Source organism: Streptomyces sp. B21-083 (assembly GCF_036898825.1).
In the GTDB taxonomy this organism is placed as follows: Bacteria; Actinomycetota; Actinomycetes; order Streptomycetales; family Streptomycetaceae; genus Streptomyces.
In genome coordinates this window covers 4,300,895-4,321,116 of the sequence record NZ_JARUND010000002.1, presented here as the reverse complement: position 1 = coordinate 4,321,116, position 20,222 = coordinate 4,300,895, and the positions used below count along the sequence as shown (strand labels likewise).

The following is a 20,222-nucleotide window of genomic DNA, read 5'->3' as shown; positions in this document are numbered from 1 at the left end:
CCGTGAGGACTGCGATGAAGGCACACAGCACCACCGCGTCGAGAACCGGACGCCTCATCAGACGCACCCTGGCCGCCTCGGTGGCCGCGGGCGCCCTGGCCTGGTTCATGGCCACGGACGGCCAGACCACCGCCGGCACATCCGTCGAAGCCGTCGCCGACGAGGCCCCGGGGTACGCGGTCGAGAACTACGACTACCCGAACGCGGACAAGATCCTCGCGGAGCAGGGCATCACCCTCAAGCGCGGCGACGGCCGCATCCTCCTCGCCACCTGCGCCGCCGGAACCGGCCAGCTGGAGGTCTACTCCCGCGTCAACACCAAGGTCTGTTTCTCCGTCACCGGCAACAGCGGCCGGCTGACCCTGGAGATCCCCGCCGTCTACGGAGTGAAGACCAGCGCGCACGAGACGGAACTCGACATGACCGTCGGCACCGAGGAGACCTCCGTCGACGTACCCGCGGACACCTGGCAGGCCGTCGGCGAGAGCGCCGACCCCGAAGGCCGCGCCCACGTGCTCGTGGAGATCACGACCTCCAAGTAGCACCCGGCCGACGCCCGTTGCCCGACCTGTCTGCCTGATCCACCCTAAGGACTGACTTCATGCGACACACCAGACCCGTGCGCCTCGCCGCACTGGCCGCCGGCCTCACCCTGGGATCCGCCGCGCTCACCGCCGGCTCCGCCACCGCCGTCACCGGCCCCGCCGTCCCCGCGGCCACCACCACCTACGCCTACACCGCGCAGGTCACCGTCGGCGACCACGACCGAGGCTGCTCCGGTGTCCTCGTCGACCGGGAATGGCTGCTCACCGCCGCCAGCTGCTTCGTCGCCGACCCGGCCGCCGGCCTCACCGTCCCCGCCGGCAAGCCCGCCCTCAAGACCACCGCGACCATCGGCCGCGCCGACCTGACCGGCACCGGCGGCGCCGTCCGCGAGATCGTCGAGCTGGTCCCCCGTACCGACCGCGACGCGGTACTGGCCCGGCTGAACCGCCCGGTCACCAACGTCACCCCGATCGCCCTGGCCACCGCCGCGCCCACCGCCGGTGAGGAACTCACCCTCTCCGGGTTCGGCCGCAGCACCACCGAGTGGGCGCCGCTCAACCTGCACACCGGCGCCTTCTCCGTGGACGCGTCCACCACCACCTCCGCCACGGTCACCGGCAAGAGCGGCGCGGCGGCCTGCATGGGCGACACCGGCGGGCCCCTCGTACGCACGGTCAACGGCACCGCCCAGCTGGCCGCCCTGAGCAGCCGGTCCTACCAGGGCGGCTGCTTCGGCATCGACGCCGCCGAGACCCGCACCGGCGGCATCGCCACCCGCGTCGACGACCTCGCCTCCTGGGTGAACTCCAAGACCGGCGCCGTGCGCGTCACCGACTTCAACTGCGACGGCGTCGAGGACATCGCCGTCTCCGACCCGCGCGCCACCGTCGGCACCGTCGCCGCCGCGGGCGTCGTCCGGATCGTGTACGGCGGCGGCAAGGGCACCGCCGAGATCAACCAGAACCTCGACTGGGTCTCCGGCACCTCCGAGGCCAGCGACTGGTTCGGCGAGTCCCTCGCCACCGTCGACTACGACGAGGACGGCTGCACCGACCTGGTCGTCGGCACCCCCGCCGAGGACATCGGCAGCCCCGACGACACCGGCGCCGTCGACGTCCTGCACGGCGCCCCCGGCGGCCTCGGCACCGGCACCAAGAAGAGCACCCACTACGAGGAGGGCGCCGGCACCGGCTCCCTCAAGGCCGGCACTCCCCAGGCCGGCGACCGCCTCGGTGACTCGATCGCCGCCGGAGTCACCGCCGACGGCGAACCCTTCATCGTGGCCGGCGCGCCCGGCGAGACCATCAGCGGCGCCGCCAAGGCCGGCGAGGCCTTCTACATCCACGGCGGCACCAACATCGCCGTCCACCAGGACAGCACCGACGTTCCCGGTGCGGCGGAGGCCAACGACGGCTTCGGCGGCGCCGTCGCGGCCGACACCAACTTCTTCGCCGTCGGCGCACCCGGCGAGGCCATCGGCGCGGACGCGGGCGCGGGCAACCTCGCCGTCTTCTCCCACACCCTGACCGCAGCGGGCCTGCCCACGCCGGAGTTCGGCCTCGACCAGGACCTCGACACCGTCTCCGGCGGCGCCGAGGCCGGCGACCAGTTCGGCTACTCCCTCGCCCTGGCCCCCTACCGGCATTTCGGCGATGCACGCGCCAGCGGGTCCATCCTCGCGGTCGGCTCGCCCGGTGAGGACCTCGACATCGACGGCGTCGCCAAGGCCGACACCGGCACCGTCCTGACCTTCCGCATCGTCGCCGCCGGCACCTACACCCAGCTGTACGGCATCAACCAGGGCACCGCCGACGACGACGTCAGCGGCGGATCCGAGGCCGGCGACCGCATGGGCGTCACCCTGGCCGCCATCAACACCGCCCCGCGCGCCGTCAGCACCACGGAGACGATGAAGCTGGCCGTCGGCGACCCCAACGAGGCCGTCGGCACCGCCGCCAACGCCGGCGCCGTGCACACCTTCTCGCTCCTGGGCGCCCCCGGCGCCAACGACCGCTGGCTGGAGGTGGGCGACGGTGACGGCATCCCCGGCACCCCCGCCGCCGGCCAGCAACTCGGCAGCAGCATCCACTACACCGGCACCAAGCTGTACGTGGGCATGCCCCTCGGCCCCAGCACCTACGGCACCCTCTACGCCCTGCCCCACTCCAACGTGACCGCCGGCGGCGCCGTCGCAGCGGTCACCACCTACCAGCCCGGCACCGGCGGCCTCCCCGCCGCCGGCGACCGCTTCGGTTACGCGGCCCGGTAGAAGCCGCTTGTACGAAGACGGGGCGCCCGGTGAACTCCGGGCGCCCCGTCCGCCGTACAGAGAAGAACGTCAGGCGATGTGGTCGTCCTGGAGTTCCGCCGTGTGACGGTTGGTGAAGCGGGCGACCATCCGGTCGGTTTCGCGCTGCGGAAGCGTGGTGCCGAACGTCGCTTCCACATCCCCGCGGAACTGGCCCGAGGTCGGGTAACTACCGTCTATCGACTTCTTGAAGACCATGTAGTAGTCCTCCTCCGTCGGGGTCGGCTCCGGGGTGCCGCCGCCCGCGCCCATGTCCCGGGTACGGCCGGGACCGGCCGGGATGGGGAAGGTGCCGGTGTCCTCCGGGGAGGTCTCCGGGGCGTCGGCCGGCGGCTCCTCGAACCGCTGCCGGAGCATCCGCTGCTCGAACCGCTGCTCGTCGAAGCGCTGCTGCTCCTCGAAACGCTGCTGCTCCTCGACTCGCCGCTGGGCCTCGAACTGCCGCTGCGCCTCGAACTGCTGCTGGCCCTCGTACTGCTCGTACCGCTCGGCCTGCTGCTGCTCCTCGTACCACTGGGCGTCCGCGGTCTCGGGGTCGTACGTCGGGTCGTAGCCGCCCTGGTACGCGATGGCCCGCGGGTCGCGCGCCTGGAGCCACGGGTTCTGGGGCTCGGCGCCGACCGGGGCGCTCCCCTCGGGAGCGGGGCGCTGTTCCTGGGCGGGTGCCGTGTCCGCGCCGTTCTGTACGGCGGGTGCCGCCTCCGCCGTGCGACCGCTCGCGCTCGCGTCGGCCGTCTCCAGGGCGGGCTGCGGGGCCGGTGGCAGCACAGCCGGTTCGATGCCCGCCGCCGCCAGACCCGAGGGGGCCGTCTCCATGAGGGGGACGCCGTAGCGGGCGAGGCGCAGCGGCATCAGGGACTCCACCGGGGCCTTGCGCCGCCAGGCCCGGCCGAAGCGGGCGTGCAGGCGGGCCTGGTAGACGAGACGTTCCTGCTCCAGCTTGATGACCTGGTCGTAGGAGCGCAGCTCCCACAGCTTCATCCGGCGCCAGAGGAGGAACGTGGGGAGGGGGGACAGGAGCCAGCGGGTGAGGCGGACGCCTTCCATGTGCTTGTCGGCGGTGATGTCCGCCATCCGGCCGATGGCGTGCCGGGCCGCCTCCACCGACACCACGAACAACACCGGGATGACGGCGTGCATGCCCACGCCCAGCGGGTCCGGCCAGGCCGCCGCGCCGTTGAACGCGATCGTCGCCATCGTCAGCAGCCACGCCGTCTGGCGCAGCAGCGGGAACGGGATCCGGATCCAGGTGAGCAGGAGGTCCAGGGCGAGCAGGACGCAGATGCCCGCGTCGATGCCGATCGGGAAGACGTAGCTGAAGTTCCCGAAGCCCTTCTTGAGGGCCAGTTCACGGACGGCGGCGTACGACCCCGCGAAGCCGATCCCGGCGATGACGACCGCACCGGCGACGACCACGCCGATGAGTATTCGGTGCATTCGTGTCAGCTGCAGTGGCGCGGCCACCCGTACTCCCCTCCCTGTGCGTGTTGTTGCGCGCAACAGGGTGGCACATGTGTACGGCGTACGTGTTGCCGAGACAAGGTCAGTTCTTCTTCGACGCTGAGGGGGACGCGGACGCGGCAGGCGCCTTCGCAGCCGGCTTCGTCGCCGACTCGGACGGGGACGCGCTCGGCTTCGCCGACGAACTCGCCGACGCGCTGGGCGAGTTGGCGGGATCCGGGGCGGCCGCGCCACCCTCGCCGTTCTCCGACGACACCTTCGAGACGGTCTCCTTGACCGCCTTCACCGCCGCCTTCGCCAGACTGTCCGCGCTCGGCGTCTTCTCGCCCGCCAGCCCGGCACCGTTGTAGTCGAGGGTCACGACGACGTTCTCGACCCGGACCACCACCGTCTGCTGGCGGAAGGACCCTTCCTTTTTCTTCAGGTCGTAGCGCACCGACGTCGCGTCGTCCCCCGCACCGGCCACCGGCGCCGAACTGACGTTCTTCGCACCCGCCGCCGACTGGGCGTCCTGCACCTGGCTCTCGTAGTACTTCTGCGCCAGCTCGTTGCCGGAACCGCGCGACGCGGTCGACTCGAAGCGCAGCAACGACACGTTCAGCCAGCGGAACTGGGAGCCCTTCACACCGTTGTTGACGAGGCTCGTCCAGGAGCAACTGCCGCGCGTGGTGGTGTCGTTGGACGATCCTTCCTTGCCCGACTTCACACCCTTCGGGACCAGTTCCTTCAGCGTCCTCGTCGACAGCACCGCGCACGGCTCGGGAAGCTTCTGGTACGCCGCCGCCTGCACGGTCGGCGACGCGCTCACCGTCTCGCCCGCACCAGGCTCCGTCGTCTTCGCCGCGTTGTCGGTGGAACCCGATCCCGACCCGGAGTCGGATCCCGAGTCGGAGGAGCAGCCGACGGCCGCCAGGAGGAGGACGGGGACGGCGGCGAGGGCTGCGAGGGCGTGCTGCCGTCGCTTCGTCGTCACTACGGCGGTCCGGCTGCGCTGGTCTCGCTGTGCGGGTCGGTGCATGGTTCCTTCACTCATCGCGCGGTGGTTCCTGCGGCTCTCGGTTCCTGCGGTCGGATCGGGTCCGAAGGGGCCACGGTACGCGGTGAGGGGGGCGTGCGGTTCTGCTTCACGCCCTTTCCGGACGGGCGGTACAAGGGGACCCGGGCCGTCTCTCAGTTGAACGCGCCGGCGAGCCGGGAGGCCAGTTTCTGTGCCCTGTCCTGCATTTCCTTGCTGTCAGGCATCGTGCCGGACGTCGTCGGCTGCTCGACGTACTCGATGGTCACGATCACGTTGGACGTGCGGAACGCCACAGTTACCGTCCGCTGCTGGGCCGTTGAATCGGCGCCGCTCAGCGCGTCGTCGAGGAACGCCTCGTCGCCGAGACCGTCGAGAACGCGCGGCTGGAGGGCGGCGGCCGACTCGGCGTCCGTGTCGGTGCCCGGGGAGGCGGAGGCCGAGGTGGAGACGGAGGCCGAGGCCGCGTCGGTGGGGTCGGCGGACCCGCTGGAGGACGGGGACGCGGACGCACTGGGCGCGGCGGGTGTGGCGGTGGTGGAGACGACGGGCTCCGGAAGGTCGGCGGCGACCACCTTGGTCGCGAAGAGGTCCTTCGCCTGGCTGTCGTCGCTCACGGAGTTGTCGTAGGACACGACCCGTTCGAAGTCGACGAGGAGATGGTCGGTGGCGTCCGTGGACTCCACCTTCCAGCGGCAGCCGACCTTCCGGTCCGTGTTGTACGTGAGCGTCGACTCGCCCGCGTACGCCTGCTCCCGCTGGTCCTTGTCCGCGATCTCCCTGATGCCGGGCAGCAGCGAGTCGAGGGCGTCCTGACCGACCGCTGCGCAGGGCTCGGGGAGCGTGAGGTACCGGCCGGGCTGGGCGGCGGTGGTCGTGGTGCCGGTGTCGCCGGGCTTGGCGTCCTCGGCGGTGTCACCCCCGCCCGAGCCGCCGGTGCAGCCGGCCAGCAACGCCGCGAGAAGGGCGGCGACGCCGGGTACGTAGGCCTTCCGCTGCACGGTCAGGTTCCTCTCGACGATGTCGACGATGCGGACGATCTTTGTGGGGAAGTGCTCGCACCAGTGTCCCCGCTGCTTAATCGCTTGCCGCGCAGGGGCCTCACCGGCAGACAATGTCTATCGCACGCACCACCGTGTTCGCCGGTCCGGCATCCCTTTCGTTGACCTTGGCGCCGGTTTTGCGATTTGGGACTTCTGTTGGTTTTCCGGGGGAATGAGGACGATATGTCGTACGTGGAAGTGCCGGGCGCGAAGGTGCCCATCCGTATGTGGGCCGACCCGGCGTCCGTCGAGGACGTCGCGATGCAGCAGCTGCGGAACGTGTCGACGCTGCCGTGGATCAAGGGCCTGGCGGTCATGCCGGACGTCCACTTCGGCAAGGGGGCGACGGTCGGCTCGGTCATCGCGATGCAGGGTGCGGTGTGCCCGGCGGCGGTCGGGGTCGACATCGGCTGCGGAATGTCCGCCGTGAAGACGTCGCTCACGGCCAACGACCTGCCGGGCGACCTGTCCCGGCTGCGGTCGAAGGTCGAGGAGGCGATTCCGGTGGGGCGCGGGATGCACGACAGTCCCGTCGATCCGGGGCGGCTGCACGGGTTCGCGACCGGGGGGTGGGACGACTTCTGGGGGCGGTTCGACGGGGTTGCGGATGCGGTGAAGTTCCGTGAGGAGCGGGCCACGAAGCAGATAGGAACGCTGGGAAGTGGAAATCATTTTATCGAGGTATGTGTAGATACGAATGATTCTGTCTGGCTGATGCTGCACTCCGGTTCTCGCAACATCGGCAAGGAACTGGCCGACTTCCACATCGGCGTGGCCCAGAAGCTGTCGCACAACCAGGGGCTGGTCGACCGCGACCTCGCCGTCTTCATCGCGGACACCCCGCAGATGGCGGCCTACCGCAACGACCTCTTCTGGGCGCAGGAGTACGCGAAGTACAACCGCTCGATCATGATGGCGCTGCTGAAGGACGTGATCGGCAAGGAGTTCCGGAAGGCGAAGCCGACCTTCGAACCGGAGATCAGCGCCCACCACAACTACGTCTCCGAGGAACGGTACGAGGGCATGGACCTGCTCGTCACCCGTAAGGGGGCGATCCGGGCCGGCTCCGGCGAGTACGGCATCATCCCGGGCTCCATGGGCACGGGTTCGTACATCGTGAAGGGTCTCGGCAACGAGAAGGCCTTCAACTCGGCCTCGCACGGCGCCGGTCGGCGTATGAGCCGCACCGCGGCCAAGCGGCGCTTCTCGACGAAGGACCTGGAGGAGCAGACGCGGGGCGTGGAGTGCCGTAAGGACTCCGGCGTCGTGGACGAGATCCCGGGTGCCTACAAGCCGATCGAGCAGGTCATCGACCAGCAGCGGGACCTGGTGGAGGTCGTGGCGAAGCTGAAGCAGGTTGTCTGCGTGAAGGGCTGACGTGCCTGACGCCTGACGCATGTCGCCTACTTCGGGGCGTGTTTCACCGCGTAGATCATCACGAAGGCCACGAGGTGGATGCCGAAGAGGAAGTACGCGAGGTAGTACCAGACGTACCGTTCGCGTTTCTTCTCCAGGGCCAGGAGCCGTTGCTCCTGGTCCCTGGCGTTCGTGGCGTCCGTGTCGTCGCTCATCACGCGTCCCTGTGGACCTTCGTGTTCGATGCCTGGGCGCGGGGGCGCAGGACCAGGAGGTCGACGTTGACGTGGCTCGGGCGGGTGACCGTCCAGGTGATCGTGTCGGCCACGTCGTCGGCGGTGAGGGGCTCGGCGACGCCCTCGTAGACCTTGGCCGCCTTCTCCGTGTCGCCGGAGAAGCGGGTCAGGGCGAACTCGTCCGTCTTCACCATGCCCGGCGCGATCTCGATGACCCGGACCGGCGTGCCGACGATCTCCAGGCGCAGTGTCTCAGCCAGGACGTGGGCGCCGTGCTTGGCGGCGACGTAGCCTCCGCCGCCCTCGTAGGTGCCGTGGCCGGCGGTGGAGGAGACGACCACGATCGTGCCGTCGCCGCTCGCCGTGAGGGCGGGGAGGAGGGCCTGGGTGAGGTTGAGGGTGCCGATGACGTTGGTCTCGTACATCTGGCGCCAGTCGGCCGGGTCACCGGTGGCCACCGGGTCGGCGCCGAGTGCGCCGCCCGCGTTGTTGACCAGGACGCCGATGGTCTTGAAGGCGCCCGCGAACTCGTCCACCGCCGTGCGGTCGGTGACGTCCAGGGGGTACGCCGCGGCCTGGCCGCCGGTCGCGTTGATCTCCTCGGCCAGCGCCTCGATGCGGTCCTTGCGGCGGGCCGTCAGGACGACGCGGTAGCCGGCCGCGGCGAGCCCTCGGGCCGTCGCGGCGCCGATTCCGCTGCTCGCGCCGGTGATCACAGCGATGCGGGAGGCGGCGGACGGGGCGGCGGCGGCCATGGGACTGCTCCTCGGGTGTTCGGGATAGCGGGCTGCTGGGCGGCTGAGCTGCTGCCCAGGATAGGCAGGCGCGGGGAGTGGGCGGCGAAGCGTCCGGAGCGTGGGCCGCCGCGCGGTCGCCCCGGGGAGACGGCGGCGGTGGGGAAAGAAGGCTCCGGGGGCAGTTCGGACCGCCGCCGGTCAGGCGGCCCGGCCTTTTCCGTGTCCGCCGTCGGCGTCAGTCGCCGCGCGGGGCGTACATGATCACGGCCATGCCGGCGAGGCAGATCAGCGCGCCCGTCACGTCCCAGCGGTCCGGGCGGTAGCCGTCCGCCGCCATGCCCCAGGCCAGTGAACCGGCGACGAAGACACCGCCGTACGCGGCCAGGATGCGGCCGAACTCAGCGTCGGGCTGGAGGGTGGCGACGAACCCGTACGCACCCAGTGCCAGCATGCCCGCGCCGATCCACACCCAGCCGCGGTGCTCCCGTACGCCCTGCCAGACGAGCCAGGCGCCGCCGATCTCGAACAGGGCGGCTACGAGGAACAGGACTACGGAGCGGAGGATCGACGACGACATGGAGGGCAGCTTCGCATGTCCGCTCGGCGTCACCCGCGTCACCTGTTGGAGGGCGCCTGCCGTGCGCGTCAGGTGGGATACATCGCTTCGACGACGGTGATGGTCTTCCGGGTGAGGAGTGGGTGGCGTGCGGGTCTGGGTGCGTGGGCTGGTGGCGGTCGCGGTCGCGGTGGCGTTCGGTGTGGTCGGGGGTGGGGGGTCCGCCGGTGCCGACAGTGGTGGGCCCGAGGCGGATCTCGCCTATCACGGGGTCGTCTCGCTGGACCACGGGCGGATCGATCTGCGGGTGACCCCGCGCAACCACGGGCCGTCCGCCGTCGCCGACGCGACCGTGCGGCTGACCTGGTCGGCGCCGTTGGCCGCCCGGCAGCAGTTGCCGGACGGGTGCGCGCGGCTCGGGGTGCGGGTGGTCGTGTGCCGTACGGGGGCGCTGGCCGCCGATGGTGTGGGCGAGCGGATCGGGCTGAGGTTGCGGCTTCTGGGCGCACCCTCAGAGGTGACCCTGGACATCGGTACGGTCTGGAACGGCGGTGTCGTGGACCGCGACCGTGGCAACGACCAGCGGCGCGTGCTCGTGCTGGACACGGGGGACGCCTACTACTTCTGACGTCCGCCGTCTCCGGCCGGCGCGCGGCGGCACCGTCACCTCCAGGACGGTGCCGCCGCGTGTCGGTGCCCGTGCGGAATACCTCTGCAAGGGGCGCGGTTGTCGCACTCGGACGCTATAGTTGAACGGTAAACAACCTGGAGGGTGAGCGACCATGCAGTTCGGGATCTTCAGCGTCGGCGATGTCACACCGGATCCGACCACGGGGCGTACGCCGACCGAACGTGAGCGCATCAAGGCCATGGTCGCCATCGCGCTCAAGGCCGAGGAGGTGGGCCTCGACGTCTTCGCGACCGGTGAGCACCACAACCCGCCGTTCGTGCCGTCGTCCCCGACCACGATGCTCGGCTACATAGCCGCGCGGACGGAGAAGCTGGTCCTCTCCACCTCCACCACCCTCATCACCACCAACGACCCGGTGAAGATCGCGGAGGACTTCGCGATGCTCCAGCACCTGGCCGACGGACGCGTGGACCTGATGATGGGGCGCGGCAACACCGGCCCGGTGTACCCGTGGTTCGGGCAGGACATCAGGGAGGGCATCAACCTCGCCGTCGAGAACTACGCCCTGCTGCGCCGGCTGTGGCGCGAGGACGTCGTCAACTGGGAGGGCAAGTTCCGGACACCGTTGCAGGGGTTCACGTCGACGCCCCGGCCCCTGGACGACGTACCGCCGTTCGTCTGGCACGGGTCCATCCGGTCACCCGAGATCGCCGAGCAGGCGGCCTACTACGGCGACGGTTTCTTCCATAACAACATCTTCTGGCCGGCCGACCACACCAAGCGGATGATCGACCTGTACCGGGCCCGGTACGCCCACTACGGGCACGGGACCGCCGAGCAGGCCATCGTGGGACTGGGCGGCCATGTGTTCATGCGGAAGAACTCGCAGGACGCGGTACGCGAGTTCCGGCCGTACTTCAACGAGGCGCCGGTGTACGGACACGGACCCTCGCTGGAGGACTTCGCCGACCAGACCCCGCTGACCGTCGGGTCGCCGCAGCAGGTCATCGAGAAGACGCTGGCCTTCCGGGAGTACGCCGGTGACTACCAGCGCCAGTTGTTCCTGGTCGACCACGCGGGGCTGCCGCTGAAGACGGTCCTCGATCAGCTCGACATGCTCGGCGAGGAGGTCGTGCCGGTGCTGCGGGCGGAGTTCGCCAAGGGGCGCGCGGCGGATGTGCCGGACGCGCCGACGCACGCCTCTCTGCTGGCCGCGGCGCAGGACGCCTCGAAGCAGGAGGCCGAGAAGGAGACCGTCGTATGAAGCTCGTCGTCGTGTCGGCGGGGCTGAGTGTGCCGTCGTCCACCCGGCTGCTGGCCGACCGGCTGGCCGCCGCGGTGGACCGGAAGGCGGACGCGGACGTCGACATCCAGGTCGTGGAGCTGCGCGAGCTGGCCGTGGAGATCGCGCACCACTTCACCAACGGCTTCCCGGGCCGGAAACTGGCGGACGCGCTCGACGCGGCGACGCGCGCGGACGGGCTGGTCGTCGTCACACCGGTGTTCTCGGCCTCGTACAGCGGACTGTTCAAGTCGTTCTTCGACGTGCTGGAGAAGGACGCGCTGGCGGGGAAGCCGGTGCTGGTCGCCGCGACCGGTGGCTCGGCCCGGCACTCGCTGGTCCTGGAGCACGCGATGCGGCCGTTGTTCGCGTATCTGCGGGCCGTGGTGGTGCCGACGGCGGTGTACGCGGCCTCGGAGGACTGGGGTGCGGAGGGGTTGCCGGAGCGGATCGAGCGGGCCGCCGGGGAGCTGGCGGCCCTGATGGCGGGGCTCTCGGCGCGGCTGCCGGCTCCGAGGCCCGGGTCGGAGGGGTTCGAGTCGGACAGCTTCGTGTCGGACGGGTTCGAGGTCGTCCCGTTCGAGCAGCAGCTGAACGCGCTGCGGCCGTGAGCGCGGGAGTGCGGGCGGATGTGCGGGGGAGAGTGAGAGGCGAGTAAGAGCTCCCCTTGGCACACTGGGCGGGTGCCCCACACCGTGCTGCTCGCCGAGGACGACCGTGCCATCCGCCACGCCCTGGAGCGGGCCCTGACTCTGGAGGGCTACCGGGTCACCGCGGTCGCCGACGGGGTCGAGGCGCTCGCCCAGGCGCATCGCACACCGCCGGACATTCTTCTCCTCGACGTGATGATGCCCGGCATCGACGGCCTCCAGGTGTGCCGGGTGCTGCGCGCCGAGGGGGACCGCACGCCGATCCTGATGCTCACCGCGCTCGTGGAGACCGCCGACCGGATCGCCGGCCTGGACGCGGGCGCGGACGACTACGTCGTCAAGCCGTTCGACGTCGAGGAGGTCTTCGCCCGGCTCCGTGCGCTGCTGCGGCGCACCGGCACCGGCGAACGCGCCTCCAGGAGCACCGCTCCCGTCGGCGGACACGCCTCGCACGTGGCGAAGGAACCCGCCCTTCCCGAGCGGCAACTCACCGCCGCCGGACTGCGGATGGACCTCCAGGCGCGACGCGTGTGGCGCGGGACGCGCGAACTGGAGCTGACCCGGACGGAGTTCGAGCTGCTGGAACTGCTCGTGCGTAACGCCGGGATAGTCCTCGACCACTCCACGATCTACGACCGTATCTGGGGCTACGACTTCGGCCCGGGCTCCAAGAACCTCGCCGTGTACGTCGGTTACCTGCGCCGCAAGCTCGACGAGCCGGGCGCGTCGCAGCTGATCCACACGGTGCGTGGCGTGGGTTACGTCCTCCGGGAGGACTGAGTGGCCCTGCGGAGGGCGGGACTGGCCTCGTTGCGGACCACCTTCGCCGTGTCGTTCGCCGCGGTCGCCGCCGGGGTGACCGTGCTGGTCGGTTTCCTGTCGTACGACGCCGCCGCGCGGCTGGTCCGGGTGGACCAGCAGTCCGCCTTCGCGGAGGTCGTGCAGGACCTCCAGGACGAGGTGCGGCACAACAGGATGACGCCGCAGGACTTCTCGTCGTCCGAGCCGGGGCACGACATCGTGCGGCCCAGTCGTACGGATGTGCAGGTGCTCGGGCCGGTGGGCGAGGTGGTCGACGGCGGCAGTCCGGCGCTGCCCGTCACCGCGGCGGACCGTCGCATCGCCGTGTCCCCGCTCGCCGGGCTCGCCGTGCAGCACAAGGACGTCGACGTCGGCCATGACGTCTACCGCATCGCGACCGTCTCCCTGGGCGGCGAGCGGGGCGACGGGCGGGGCGCGGTGCAGGTCGCGCAGGAGTTCAGCGACACGGAGGACCTGCTGCGGGAGCTTCAGCAGCGGACGATCCTGCTGGTGGTCGCGGTCGTCGTCGCGGCCGGGTTGTTCGGGTGGTGGCTGGCCCGGCGGATCACCCACCGGCTGCGTATCCTCGCGTCCGCCGCCGAGGACGTCGCCCGGACCCGCCGGCTCGGCATCCAGGTGCCGGTGACCGGGTCCGACGAGGTGGGACGCCTCGGGCGCTCCTTCGACCGCATGCTGGGCCGGCTCGCCCGGTCGGAGGAGGACCAGCGGCGACTGGTCCAGGACGCGGGGCACGAGCTGCGGACGCCGCTCACCTCCCTCCGTACGAACATCTCGTTGCTGCGCCGCATCGACGAACTGCCGCCCGCGACCCGGGAGGACCTGGTCGACGACCTCGCTCTTGAGGCGCGTGAACTCACCGATCTGGTCAACGAGTTGGTGGATCTGGCGGCCGGGCAGTCGGACACCGAGCCCAAGCAGCGGATCGACCTCGCCGACATCGCGGACGAGGTCGCGGTGGTGGCCCGGCGGCGTACCGGGCGCGAGGTCGTCGTACGGGTGAGCGGCGAGACGACCGCCGACGCCCGTCCCGCCGCGCTCCAGCGCGCGATGTCCAACCTCGTCGAGAACGCCGCCAAGTTCGACCGGGGCGGCACGACGCCGATCGAGATCGCGGTCACCGGCCCGGAGCGGGCACGGCAGGGTGCGATCCGGGTCGAGGTGCTCGACCGGGGGCCCGGAATCGCCGAGGGCGATCTTGTGCGCCTGTTCGACCGGTTCTACCGTGCCGCCGACGCCCGTAGCCTGCCCGGCTCGGGGCTGGGCCTCTCCATCGTCCGCGAGGTGGCGATCGCGCACGGCGGGGCGCCCTTCGCGAACCGGCGGGACGGGGGCGGGGCGGTCATCGGGTTCACGGTGGGCGGGCAGGGATGAGTGCGTCTTCCTCAGTGCCTGTCTATTTGCATGCAGAGCGGCCAGCCCTTCGGTTACGACCGGCGGACTGAGTCCGAGACGGGTAAGTCCAGGTGGCTCAGTGGTCGTAGGCGACCGAGATCGAGGCATTGAAGAGGTCGCGGTGGCCACTGACCGTCGACGATCGAGTAATTTTCCCCAACTACGGCGTCTTCGTCCCCACGGGACCGACCTGGAGACGGCGGTGTCCGGGTGGCCCGCCCGACCTTGAAGTGTGCGGGTCGCATCGACCCGTCAAGGACGCCTGGCGGCGTCGCTACCGCGATGAGCTGCGCTCATCCTTGACCGCCCGTCCCTGAAGATCGGCTGGCTACGGGCGGCCCGGGAAGTTGCGACATCCCCCGAGTCGCGGCGGAGCAACTCCGCGCTCCCCATGAGGACGCTCATGAACTTCAGCCGGGGGAATTACGCGAACTTCCACAGTCGCCGCGCGGTCGTCGCACACTACTTGCGGCGAGCGTGGAGGGGAGGTTTGGGAGAGCGCCATACGCCGGTGCCCCCTTGTGGCGAAGCACTTGTCAGTGGCAGTCAATAGTGTGAGGCAACGGGGGCTGGACGGCTGGGAGAGGGGGGAACGTATGCTGCGCTCACTGGGGCAAGGGCAACCAGAGGGGGGCGCCCATGGCGCAAGCTGTGAGGAGCGGCATAACCAAGCCCGTCGATCGCCGCACGTTTACAACCTGCATGGAACAGCTCCAAGAGGGCTACATGCAGAGCGTTGCCGCGACAGCGGGCTGTCTTTTCATCAAGCAGGGCCGAGACATGTTCGGCGTCGACGCCATGCTGGTACGTACGCCCTCCGACCCGTTGGGGGAGGAGGCGAGCTTCTACGTCCAGATGAAGAGCACGACCCAGATAGCCGTCGACGGCAACACAGAGTCGTTTCGTTACCGCTTCGAGAAGCGCGAATACATGGAGCGTCTCGTACGCCCTCGCTTGGGCATGAAGTCCCTCTTGGTCGTCATGGCGATACCCAAGGGGCAGGCGGAGTGGACACGGACAGCCCACACGCACTTGGAGGTCATGCAGGCCTGCTACTGGATGAGCCTTGAGGGGATGACAGTCCCTCCGGCCGAGAAGCCGTCCATCCGCATTCCCACTGCCAACCTCTTCAACGCCGAGGCGCTGACCGCCATCATGGGGAAGATCGAGAGGGGTGAGTCGCTCCATGCCTGACTTGGCGTCGACCGAACTCGATCTGTGGCGCGTCGATCCGACGCGGCTCACCACTCTCATGACCGAAGCCGGCTGGACACTCGTCGGCCGTCGCATGGGCATCTACAACCGGCTCGCCCCTCCTGGCGAGCCCGACGCCCGAGCTGGATCATTCGTCGTACCACTGGACCGTGAAGCGCCGGAGTATATCGAGGTCCTGCAAAGTCTGTTGCAGCAAGTCAGCGCTCCCACTTACCGAAGTCTGTGGGCCCGGTCGATCGCACCACGGCTCTTCACCGACCCTACGGACGAGTTCCGCTTCCGCAGAGAGGCGGCCTTCCCTAGCGGCCTCATCCCCTGGCGGGAGGGCGAACGGCTAATCTCGTGCGCGCGCCGCACCCTGGTTGCAGGCGCCAAATCGTATATCGACCAGACGCGGCACTTCGGCAACCGACACGGCCAGTTCGCCAACCGCTACCTCGACTCAGTGCTGATGGGGCAGACAGAGCCAGGCAGCTACATCGTCAAGGCGTTCGCCCCATCGGCAACGACCGTACCGCTGCGCAAGCTTTCTACTGCGTCACCAGCCTTGGATTTGGGGGCGGCGCTAGGACCGTACGGTCGGGACGTGAGCCATGCCGTAGTGAGGGCCTTGTCCGCGACCGCCGAGGCCATCGACCACTACCGCTCCAGCGGGTCGCTCACGGGCTTCGACGCGGGCGTGCGGGAGGGAGTGTCATACGAGATGGCAACCGCAATTCTAGGCATCACCGAGCACTCCGATGGTTCTGATATCACCATCGAATGGGACACCTCGGTGCCCGGAGGATTCGAGGAACCGGTATCGCGATACGAGTTCTCTGGTGGCGATGCCCTAATCCTTGAGAAGGCGGCACATCGACTGGCCACGGCAGAGGACTCCGGCTTTGTGACCGTTACTGGTCGGGTTCACCTGCTGGCCCGCAAGGAAGCCGACGGCCCAGGCGTCTTCGGCGTCGAGAGTGTTATGGGAGGGCAACCCCGAAAAGTACGGGTACGGCTGGCAGACGAGGACCAGTACCACGAGGCCATCCACGCGTACGAGGAAAACCTCGCTGTGCAGGTCAACGGCCGGCTGGAGCGTGAAGGTAATTTGCACTGGCTCTACGACGCCAGTGTTGTGCGCACCGTCGGTCACTTGGAAGCCTTGCTGCACGTTGAAGCCATGGAACAGCCGCAAATCACCAAGGGGCAGATGAGTATCGGCGACATGGATTGAGGAATCGACCTGTTCATGAAGTCTAGAGCGGGACTGTTGGTGATACCGCTGCGGATTTCATGATGTCGCCTGATGTGACTGGCCCCTTGAACAGGTTCATCGAAACGGCCTAAATCACTTTGGAAGAAGACGGCACCGACCGCCGCGCGGTGATTCAGTCCTCCAGGTCGATGACGAAGTCCACCACGGTCGTATCGCCCCGCCTCACGATCGGGTGGGCGACCTCCACAATCCGGCCGCTGTCGGCGATATGGCGCCGGGTGTAGCGCAGCACCGGGACGCCCGTACCGATCCGGAGCGTCTGAGCCTCGTCGTCCTTCGGCATGCCCGCTCCGAAGGACTCGGTGATCCTCGTGATGCGGATGCCAAGGGAGGCCATCTGCGCCCTCGTTCCGCCCGGCCACGGCTCGTGGATCGGGTCGGCCACTGGTGTCCCCTCCACGTCGCTCCAGCGCACGTACGAGGTACTCATCTGGGTAGGCTGATCGTTGTCGTAGAAGACGAAGTGCCGGGCCAGGAGTCGCTCGCCCACCTCGCCTTCGAAAAGGGCCGCCAGTTCGGGTGTCGCCGCCACCCGCTCGAACTTCTTGTCCAACCGGTACTCGCTCCAGCCGATCCCCTGGTCCCGGGTGTACGGCGTGGATGGAGCTCCGGGCTTGTTCCGGTACCGATCGGCAGCCATGCGGTGCACTGGAGGCGTCTGCCGGACGCGAGTTCCGGCCCTGGCCCGCGTCTCGATCAGCCCTTCGTTCCGCAGGAGCGCGAGGGCGTTGCGGATCGTCGTCTCCGACACGCGGTAGTGCTCCGAGAGCGCGGGGAGGGTCGGGATCTGGTCGCCCGCAGCGAACTCGCCGGACGAGATGCGACGGCGCAGCTCAGCAGCGATTCGCAAGTACTCGGGCTGTGCCACTGACGTACCACCGTTTCGAGTGATCTCCGCTTTCTGTGCACACATATTGCCCCGATCTGCTTGACCAGCGCCAACTCTGCGCGCCAATCTGTGCGCAGATAAAAGTTATCTGTACTCAGAAAGTCGCGCCTACTAGGGGGCAAATATGTCCGAAACGGGTCAATCGTGGTGCCTGGAGTTCAAGGCGCACCCTTCCGAGGCCCGCCAGGCCCGCGAGTGGGTGGCCAGTCGCCTGATGCATCCCTACGCCGCTCAGGTCGCTCATGAGCTGTTCGTGTCCGTCCTCGCCACGGGGACCGAAGCGATCGAGATGACGCTCTCCACAGCAGGCCGCCGCATGCGGATCATGGCGGCCGGCTCGGTGGAGCTGAGCGTCCTGCACAGCCATGGCCCCGGCTTCCAGATCGTCAACGCCCTCTCCGCCCAGTGCGGTGTCAACACCGACGGCCAGGGGTTGTGGGCACTGCTCGGTGCGAAGGGCGAGACGTGACAGCAATTATCAGGGCAGCGAAGTGGACGCTCGGCCCTGAGACAGCTGAGGGCGCCCCCAAGGAGCCGCTGTACGAGGCCGAGTGCACGACGTGCGGAGAACAGTCGGGGGCCACGGTGGGTGAGCGCCTTCCGGCTGAGGTCTGGGCTTTGAAGCACACCGGCGCCAACCCGGTCCACCGGACGTACCGCGCGATCATCACGAGCTTCTGGCGGGTCGATCCCGCCGAGGGCAACCCCTACCGCGAGTTGGAGGAGCAGTGACCGTCACGAGGCCGAAGGCCTGGGTTGGCGACCAGGTTCACGACGTCAAAGCCGACAAGGAGGGCGTGGTCACCGATGTGAAGTCGGACGGGAGTTACCTCCTGCGCCCCCTCTATATGTGGTCCCTTACCTGGACGGTCCCCAACGCCGACGGGCTGGAGATCACCGAGTCTCGCGAGGAGCAGAGCAGGCGGCGCCGGGGGGAGTCGTGACCGAGTTGCCCGAGCACGTCCCGATGGATCGCCTCGGCGTCCTGATCGCAGCGTACGAGTACGAGATAGGGACCTGCTTCCGCTGCTCTCTTCGCCGGGTCCAGGTGACCCGCCTCGGCGAGATCGCGAGCAACGAGGGCGAGACCCCGTTGTACGCCTACCGGGAGTGCGTACAGGAGTTGCTGACCATGCACGAGCGCTCCATGGAGCGGATGAACACCCGGCCCCGGATCGTCCAGCTCCCCCGAACCCCTCGCGGTGTAGGGGCCAACTGACCCAGAGGGCCCCCTGCCTGCGAGGAGAAGGCCCCGATAACCCCGTGGCGGTCGGGGCACTTCGCTGCCTCAGCCCTGGTCGGCTCCCCCGTCGTCGTCTCGGGAGAAGCGGACCTCACGCTTCTCCATCCACCGGTACGACCAGTCCATCTCGGCCGTGACGTTCTTGATGCTCCCCTCGGGAAGCTGCTCCAGGGCGGCCACCAGGGCCGCTTCGACGGCGGCGTTGTACGCGGCTCTGATCCGGGCCTCGCCCACTGTGGAACCAGCAGTCTGAAGGTCGAAGTCGAGCGTGATCGTCAAATGCTTCGGCACGGGGTCCTGCGCCATGGTCCCTCCCTGTTGGTGACATAGGGGCCGCCAGTATCGGGCGGCCAGGAGATCGTGGCTATCGAACGACCCGAAAATTCCGAAGTAGACGTCCTTCAAGGGTTGTGGTGCGGTGAGTCGGCCGGATCGACAGCCGTCGGCCGACTCACCAGCGATTCTCGGTGTCAGTTCTTGCCGAGGAGCCCCTGCATCTCGGTGATCTCGGCGTTCTGGGTGCGGATGACGTCGTCGGCCATGGAGGTGGCGGGGCCGTACTCGCCCTTGACCTTCTCGGTGGTGGCCATCGTCACGGCGCCCTTGTGGTGCTCGATCATCATCGTGAGGAACGCCTTGTCGAAGTCGTCGGCGGCCGAGCCGTGGTTCATTTCCGGCATCGCCTCCATCGACTCCATCGCCTCCATGCCGGGCATCGACTCCGTCGTCGTGGGGACGTCCTTGCCCCAGGTCTTCAGCCACCCCGTCATGGTCTCGATCTCCGGGGTCTGTGCCTTCTCGATACGGGCGGCGAGGGACTTGACCTCGGCCGACGAGGCCTTGTCGGCCGCTTCCTCCGCCATCTCCAGGGCGCCCTTGTGGTGGGGGATCATGCCCTGCGCGAAGGTGACGTCCTGGGCGTTGTAGGCCTCGGTCTCGGTCTTGGCGCCTGTGCTGCCGGTGTTCTCGGTGTCACCGCACGCGGTGAGGAGGGAGAGTGCGGCGGTGGCGGTCATGGCGACGAGGATCGTGCGGGTTGTGCGCATGCTTGAACTCCTGCTGTGCGAAAGGGATATGAGGCGAGGTGGGAGAGGCCTCTAGATCCGCAGCAGTTGGAGTTCGGCGAGGGACGGTGGCGCGCGGGCGCCTTCGGGGGACCTCGCCGGGGAGTGGTCGGCGCGGTCGGCCAGGGCTGTGGCGCCGGCCGGGTCGGGCGTGAGGGCGGGGAACGTGTGCCCCGCCGGGACGGCGCCGGACGCGCAGGTCGCGTCGGCGTGCTGGGAGTGGCCGCCGTGCGAACCCATGCCGTGGCAGACGGATTCGTCGGAAGGCCCTGCCCGCATGCTCATCGACTGGGCCCCGTGACCGTGATGGCCGCCGCCCGTCATGCCGAAGGACATGCCGCCCGGCCCGAGGCCGTGCATCGCGAGGACGCCTGCCAGCAGCCCGAGCACGACTAGCGCACGCGTCCACCGGAACGGCGGGTGCGTGCGCTGCTGTCGCTGTGCGCGGGCTGTCACGAGGCTCATGCTAGCCCGTCGAGCACATACGGGTACCGGGTACCCCTATGCCCGTACCCCTT

At 69.1% G+C, this 20,222-nt stretch carries 24 protein-coding genes; 14 read left to right on the top strand and 10 right to left on the bottom strand.

Annotated features, from left to right (window positions below; genetic code table 11):
• The first annotated feature begins 14 nt into the window (after positions 1 to 14).
• Both QA861_RS43440 and QA861_RS43435 read left to right on the top strand, forming a co-directional pair.
• Positions 15 to 542 carry a hypothetical protein gene (locus QA861_RS43440; RefSeq protein WP_334594465.1) on the top strand — a complete coding sequence of 176 codons (528 nt, stop codon included), beginning with the start codon at positions 15 to 17 and terminating at the stop codon, positions 540 to 542.
• A 59-nt stretch (positions 543 to 601) separates the two neighbouring features.
• Positions 602 to 2,815 carry a trypsin-like serine protease gene (locus QA861_RS43435; protein ID WP_334594464.1) on the top strand — a complete coding sequence of 738 codons (2,214 nt, stop codon included), beginning with the start codon at positions 602 to 604 and terminating at the stop codon, positions 2,813 to 2,815.
• A 69-nt stretch (positions 2,816 to 2,884) separates the two neighbouring features.
• Here the strand turns inward: QA861_RS43435 and QA861_RS43430 are convergent, their stop codons facing one another.
• The 3 genes from QA861_RS43430 to QA861_RS43420 form a co-directional block, all read right to left on the bottom strand.
• Positions 2,885 to 4,291, bottom strand: coding sequence for a DUF2637 domain-containing protein (locus QA861_RS43430; RefSeq protein ID WP_334594463.1), 1,407 nt, complete (start codon positions 4,289 to 4,291; stop codon positions 2,885 to 2,887).
• 106 nt (positions 4,292 to 4,397) lie between these two features.
• Positions 4,398 to 5,348 carry a DUF3558 domain-containing protein gene (locus QA861_RS43425; protein WP_334594462.1) on the bottom strand — a complete coding sequence of 317 codons (951 nt, stop codon included), beginning with the start codon at positions 5,346 to 5,348 and terminating at the stop codon, positions 4,398 to 4,400.
• Between the two features lie 137 nt (positions 5,349 to 5,485).
• The gene (locus QA861_RS43420) at positions 5,486 to 6,331 is read right to left on the bottom strand and encodes a DUF3558 domain-containing protein (RefSeq protein WP_334594461.1); all 846 of its coding nucleotides are present in this window, start codon (positions 6,329 to 6,331) and stop codon (positions 5,486 to 5,488) included.
• A 225-nt stretch (positions 6,332 to 6,556) separates the two neighbouring features.
• Between QA861_RS43420 and QA861_RS43415 the strand changes: the two genes are divergently transcribed.
• A complete protein-coding gene (locus QA861_RS43415) occupies positions 6,557 to 7,750 on the top strand; it encodes an RtcB family protein (protein WP_334594460.1) in 1,194 nt (397 codons plus the stop codon).
• Between the two features lie 26 nt (positions 7,751 to 7,776).
• Here QA861_RS43415 and QA861_RS43410 read toward each other — a convergent pair whose 3' ends face one another.
• The 3 genes from QA861_RS43410 to QA861_RS43400 form a co-directional block, all read right to left on the bottom strand.
• Entirely contained in the window at positions 7,777 to 7,944 is a 168-nt protein-coding gene (locus QA861_RS43410) for a hypothetical protein (RefSeq protein ID WP_334594459.1), read from the bottom strand.
• The gene (locus QA861_RS43405; protein WP_334594458.1) at positions 7,944 to 8,720 is read right to left on the bottom strand and encodes an SDR family NAD(P)-dependent oxidoreductase; all 777 of its coding nucleotides are present in this window, start codon (positions 8,718 to 8,720) and stop codon (positions 7,944 to 7,946) included. Before QA861_RS43405 ends, QA861_RS43410 begins: the two co-directional genes overlap by 1 nt.
• A 217-nt stretch (positions 8,721 to 8,937) precedes the next feature.
• Positions 8,938 to 9,279 carry a YnfA family protein gene (locus tag QA861_RS43400; RefSeq protein ID WP_334594457.1) on the bottom strand — a complete coding sequence of 114 codons (342 nt, stop codon included), beginning with the start codon at positions 9,277 to 9,279 and terminating at the stop codon, positions 8,938 to 8,940.
• 127 nt (positions 9,280 to 9,406) lie between these two features.
• Between QA861_RS43400 and QA861_RS43395 the strand changes: the two genes are divergently transcribed.
• From QA861_RS43395 to QA861_RS43365, 7 genes are all read left to right on the top strand, one after another.
• A complete protein-coding gene (locus tag QA861_RS43395) occupies positions 9,407 to 9,886 on the top strand; it encodes a hypothetical protein (protein ID WP_334594456.1) in 480 nt (159 codons plus the stop codon).
• A gap of 154 nt (positions 9,887 to 10,040) precedes the next feature.
• On the top strand, positions 10,041 to 11,153 hold the full coding sequence (locus QA861_RS43390) for an LLM class flavin-dependent oxidoreductase (protein WP_334594455.1): 1,113 nt from the start codon (positions 10,041 to 10,043) through the stop codon (positions 11,151 to 11,153).
• Complete coding sequence (locus tag QA861_RS43385) at positions 11,150 to 11,782, top strand: FMN reductase (RefSeq protein WP_334594454.1); 633 nt, start codon at positions 11,150 to 11,152, stop codon at positions 11,780 to 11,782. Before QA861_RS43390 ends, QA861_RS43385 begins: the two co-directional genes overlap by 4 nt.
• 84 nt (positions 11,783 to 11,866) lie before the next feature.
• Complete coding sequence (locus tag QA861_RS43380) at positions 11,867 to 12,601, top strand: response regulator transcription factor (protein WP_334595039.1); 735 nt, start codon at positions 11,867 to 11,869, stop codon at positions 12,599 to 12,601.
• Positions 12,602 to 14,014: a HAMP domain-containing sensor histidine kinase gene (locus QA861_RS43375; protein ID WP_334594453.1), complete on the top strand. Its 1,413-nt coding sequence runs from the start codon at positions 12,602 to 12,604 to the stop codon at positions 14,012 to 14,014.
• A 723-nt stretch (positions 14,015 to 14,737) separates the two neighbouring features.
• The gene (locus QA861_RS43370) at positions 14,738 to 15,229 is read left to right on the top strand and encodes a DUF4365 domain-containing protein (protein WP_334594452.1); all 492 of its coding nucleotides are present in this window, start codon (positions 14,738 to 14,740) and stop codon (positions 15,227 to 15,229) included.
• Positions 15,222 to 16,466: a hypothetical protein gene (locus QA861_RS43365; protein WP_334594451.1), complete on the top strand. Its 1,245-nt coding sequence runs from the start codon at positions 15,222 to 15,224 to the stop codon at positions 16,464 to 16,466. The genes QA861_RS43370 and QA861_RS43365 overlap by 8 nt, the downstream gene beginning before the upstream one ends.
• A gap of 154 nt (positions 16,467 to 16,620) precedes the next feature.
• Here QA861_RS43365 and QA861_RS43360 read toward each other — a convergent pair whose 3' ends face one another.
• Positions 16,621 to 17,358, bottom strand: a complete 738-nt coding sequence (locus tag QA861_RS43360; RefSeq protein ID WP_334594450.1) for a GntR family transcriptional regulator — start codon at positions 17,356 to 17,358, stop codon at positions 16,621 to 16,623.
• 163 nt (positions 17,359 to 17,521) lie between these two features.
• Here QA861_RS43360 and QA861_RS43355 point away from each other — a divergent pair, with 163 nt between their 5' ends.
• From QA861_RS43355 to QA861_RS43340, 4 genes are read left to right on the top strand one after another with little or no spacing between them, the layout of a single operon-like run.
• Complete coding sequence (locus QA861_RS43355; RefSeq protein WP_334594449.1) at positions 17,522 to 17,866, top strand: hypothetical protein; 345 nt, start codon at positions 17,522 to 17,524, stop codon at positions 17,864 to 17,866.
• Positions 17,863 to 18,129 (top strand): DUF7848 domain-containing protein, encoded by a 267-nt coding sequence (locus QA861_RS43350; protein ID WP_334594448.1) that lies wholly within the window; start codon positions 17,863 to 17,865, stop codon positions 18,127 to 18,129. Before QA861_RS43355 ends, QA861_RS43350 begins: the two co-directional genes overlap by 4 nt.
• Positions 18,126 to 18,341, top strand: coding sequence for a hypothetical protein (locus QA861_RS43345; RefSeq protein ID WP_334594447.1), 216 nt, complete (start codon positions 18,126 to 18,128; stop codon positions 18,339 to 18,341). Before QA861_RS43350 ends, QA861_RS43345 begins: the two co-directional genes overlap by 4 nt.
• Positions 18,338 to 18,616 carry a hypothetical protein gene (locus QA861_RS43340; RefSeq protein WP_334594446.1) on the top strand — a complete coding sequence of 93 codons (279 nt, stop codon included), beginning with the start codon at positions 18,338 to 18,340 and terminating at the stop codon, positions 18,614 to 18,616. Before QA861_RS43345 ends, QA861_RS43340 begins: the two co-directional genes overlap by 4 nt.
• A 69-nt stretch (positions 18,617 to 18,685) precedes the next feature.
• Here QA861_RS43340 and QA861_RS43335 read toward each other — a convergent pair whose 3' ends face one another.
• The 3 genes from QA861_RS43335 to QA861_RS43325 form a co-directional block, all read right to left on the bottom strand.
• Positions 18,686 to 18,946, bottom strand: a complete 261-nt coding sequence (locus tag QA861_RS43335) for a hypothetical protein (RefSeq protein ID WP_334594445.1) — start codon at positions 18,944 to 18,946, stop codon at positions 18,686 to 18,688.
• Positions 18,947 to 19,110: 164 nt separating this feature from the next.
• Complete coding sequence (locus QA861_RS43330; RefSeq protein WP_334594444.1) at positions 19,111 to 19,686, bottom strand: DUF305 domain-containing protein; 576 nt, start codon at positions 19,684 to 19,686, stop codon at positions 19,111 to 19,113.
• Between the two features lie 51 nt (positions 19,687 to 19,737).
• Positions 19,738 to 20,169, bottom strand: a complete 432-nt coding sequence (locus tag QA861_RS43325; protein ID WP_443041652.1) for a DUF6153 family protein — start codon at positions 20,167 to 20,169, stop codon at positions 19,738 to 19,740.
• Between the last annotated feature and the right edge of the window lie 53 nt (positions 20,170 to 20,222).

Excerpts from the sequence above, each read along its gene's own strand:
- QA861_RS43440 (WP_334594465.1), top strand. The coding sequence starts at position 15 with ATGAAGGCACACAGCACCACCGCGTCGAGAACCGGACGCCTCATCAGA.
- QA861_RS43425 (WP_334594462.1), bottom strand. The coding sequence starts at position 5,348 with ATGAGTGAAGGAACCATGCACCGACCCGCACAGCGAGACCAGCGCAGC.
- QA861_RS43330 (WP_334594444.1), bottom strand. The coding sequence starts at position 19,686 with ATGCGCACAACCCGCACGATCCTCGTCGCCATGACCGCCACCGCCGCA.
- QA861_RS43430 (WP_334594463.1), bottom strand. The coding sequence starts at position 4,291 with ATGCACCGAATACTCATCGGCGTGGTCGTCGCCGGTGCGGTCGTCATC.
- QA861_RS43335 (WP_334594445.1), bottom strand. The coding sequence starts at position 18,946 with ATGGCGCAGGACCCCGTGCCGAAGCATTTGACGATCACGCTCGACTTC.
- QA861_RS43370 (WP_334594452.1), top strand. The coding sequence starts at position 14,738 with ATGGAACAGCTCCAAGAGGGCTACATGCAGAGCGTTGCCGCGACAGCG.
- QA861_RS43355 (WP_334594449.1), top strand. The coding sequence starts at position 17,522 with ATGTCCGAAACGGGTCAATCGTGGTGCCTGGAGTTCAAGGCGCACCCT.
- QA861_RS43365 (WP_334594451.1), top strand. The coding sequence starts at position 15,222 with ATGCCTGACTTGGCGTCGACCGAACTCGATCTGTGGCGCGTCGATCCG.
- QA861_RS43435 (WP_334594464.1), top strand. The coding sequence starts at position 602 with ATGCGACACACCAGACCCGTGCGCCTCGCCGCACTGGCCGCCGGCCTC.
- QA861_RS43410 (WP_334594459.1), bottom strand. The coding sequence starts at position 7,944 with ATGAGCGACGACACGGACGCCACGAACGCCAGGGACCAGGAGCAACGG.
- QA861_RS43325 (WP_443041652.1), bottom strand. The coding sequence starts at position 20,169 with ATGAGCCTCGTGACAGCCCGCGCACAGCGACAGCAGCGCACGCACCCG.
- QA861_RS43415 (WP_334594460.1), top strand. The coding sequence starts at position 6,557 with ATGTCGTACGTGGAAGTGCCGGGCGCGAAGGTGCCCATCCGTATGTGG.
- QA861_RS43405 (WP_334594458.1), bottom strand. The coding sequence starts at position 8,720 with ATGGCCGCCGCCGCCCCGTCCGCCGCCTCCCGCATCGCTGTGATCACC.
- QA861_RS43390 (WP_334594455.1), top strand. The coding sequence starts at position 10,041 with ATGCAGTTCGGGATCTTCAGCGTCGGCGATGTCACACCGGATCCGACC.
- QA861_RS43385 (WP_334594454.1), top strand. The coding sequence starts at position 11,150 with ATGAAGCTCGTCGTCGTGTCGGCGGGGCTGAGTGTGCCGTCGTCCACC.
- QA861_RS43400 (WP_334594457.1), bottom strand. The coding sequence starts at position 9,279 with ATGTCGTCGTCGATCCTCCGCTCCGTAGTCCTGTTCCTCGTAGCCGCC.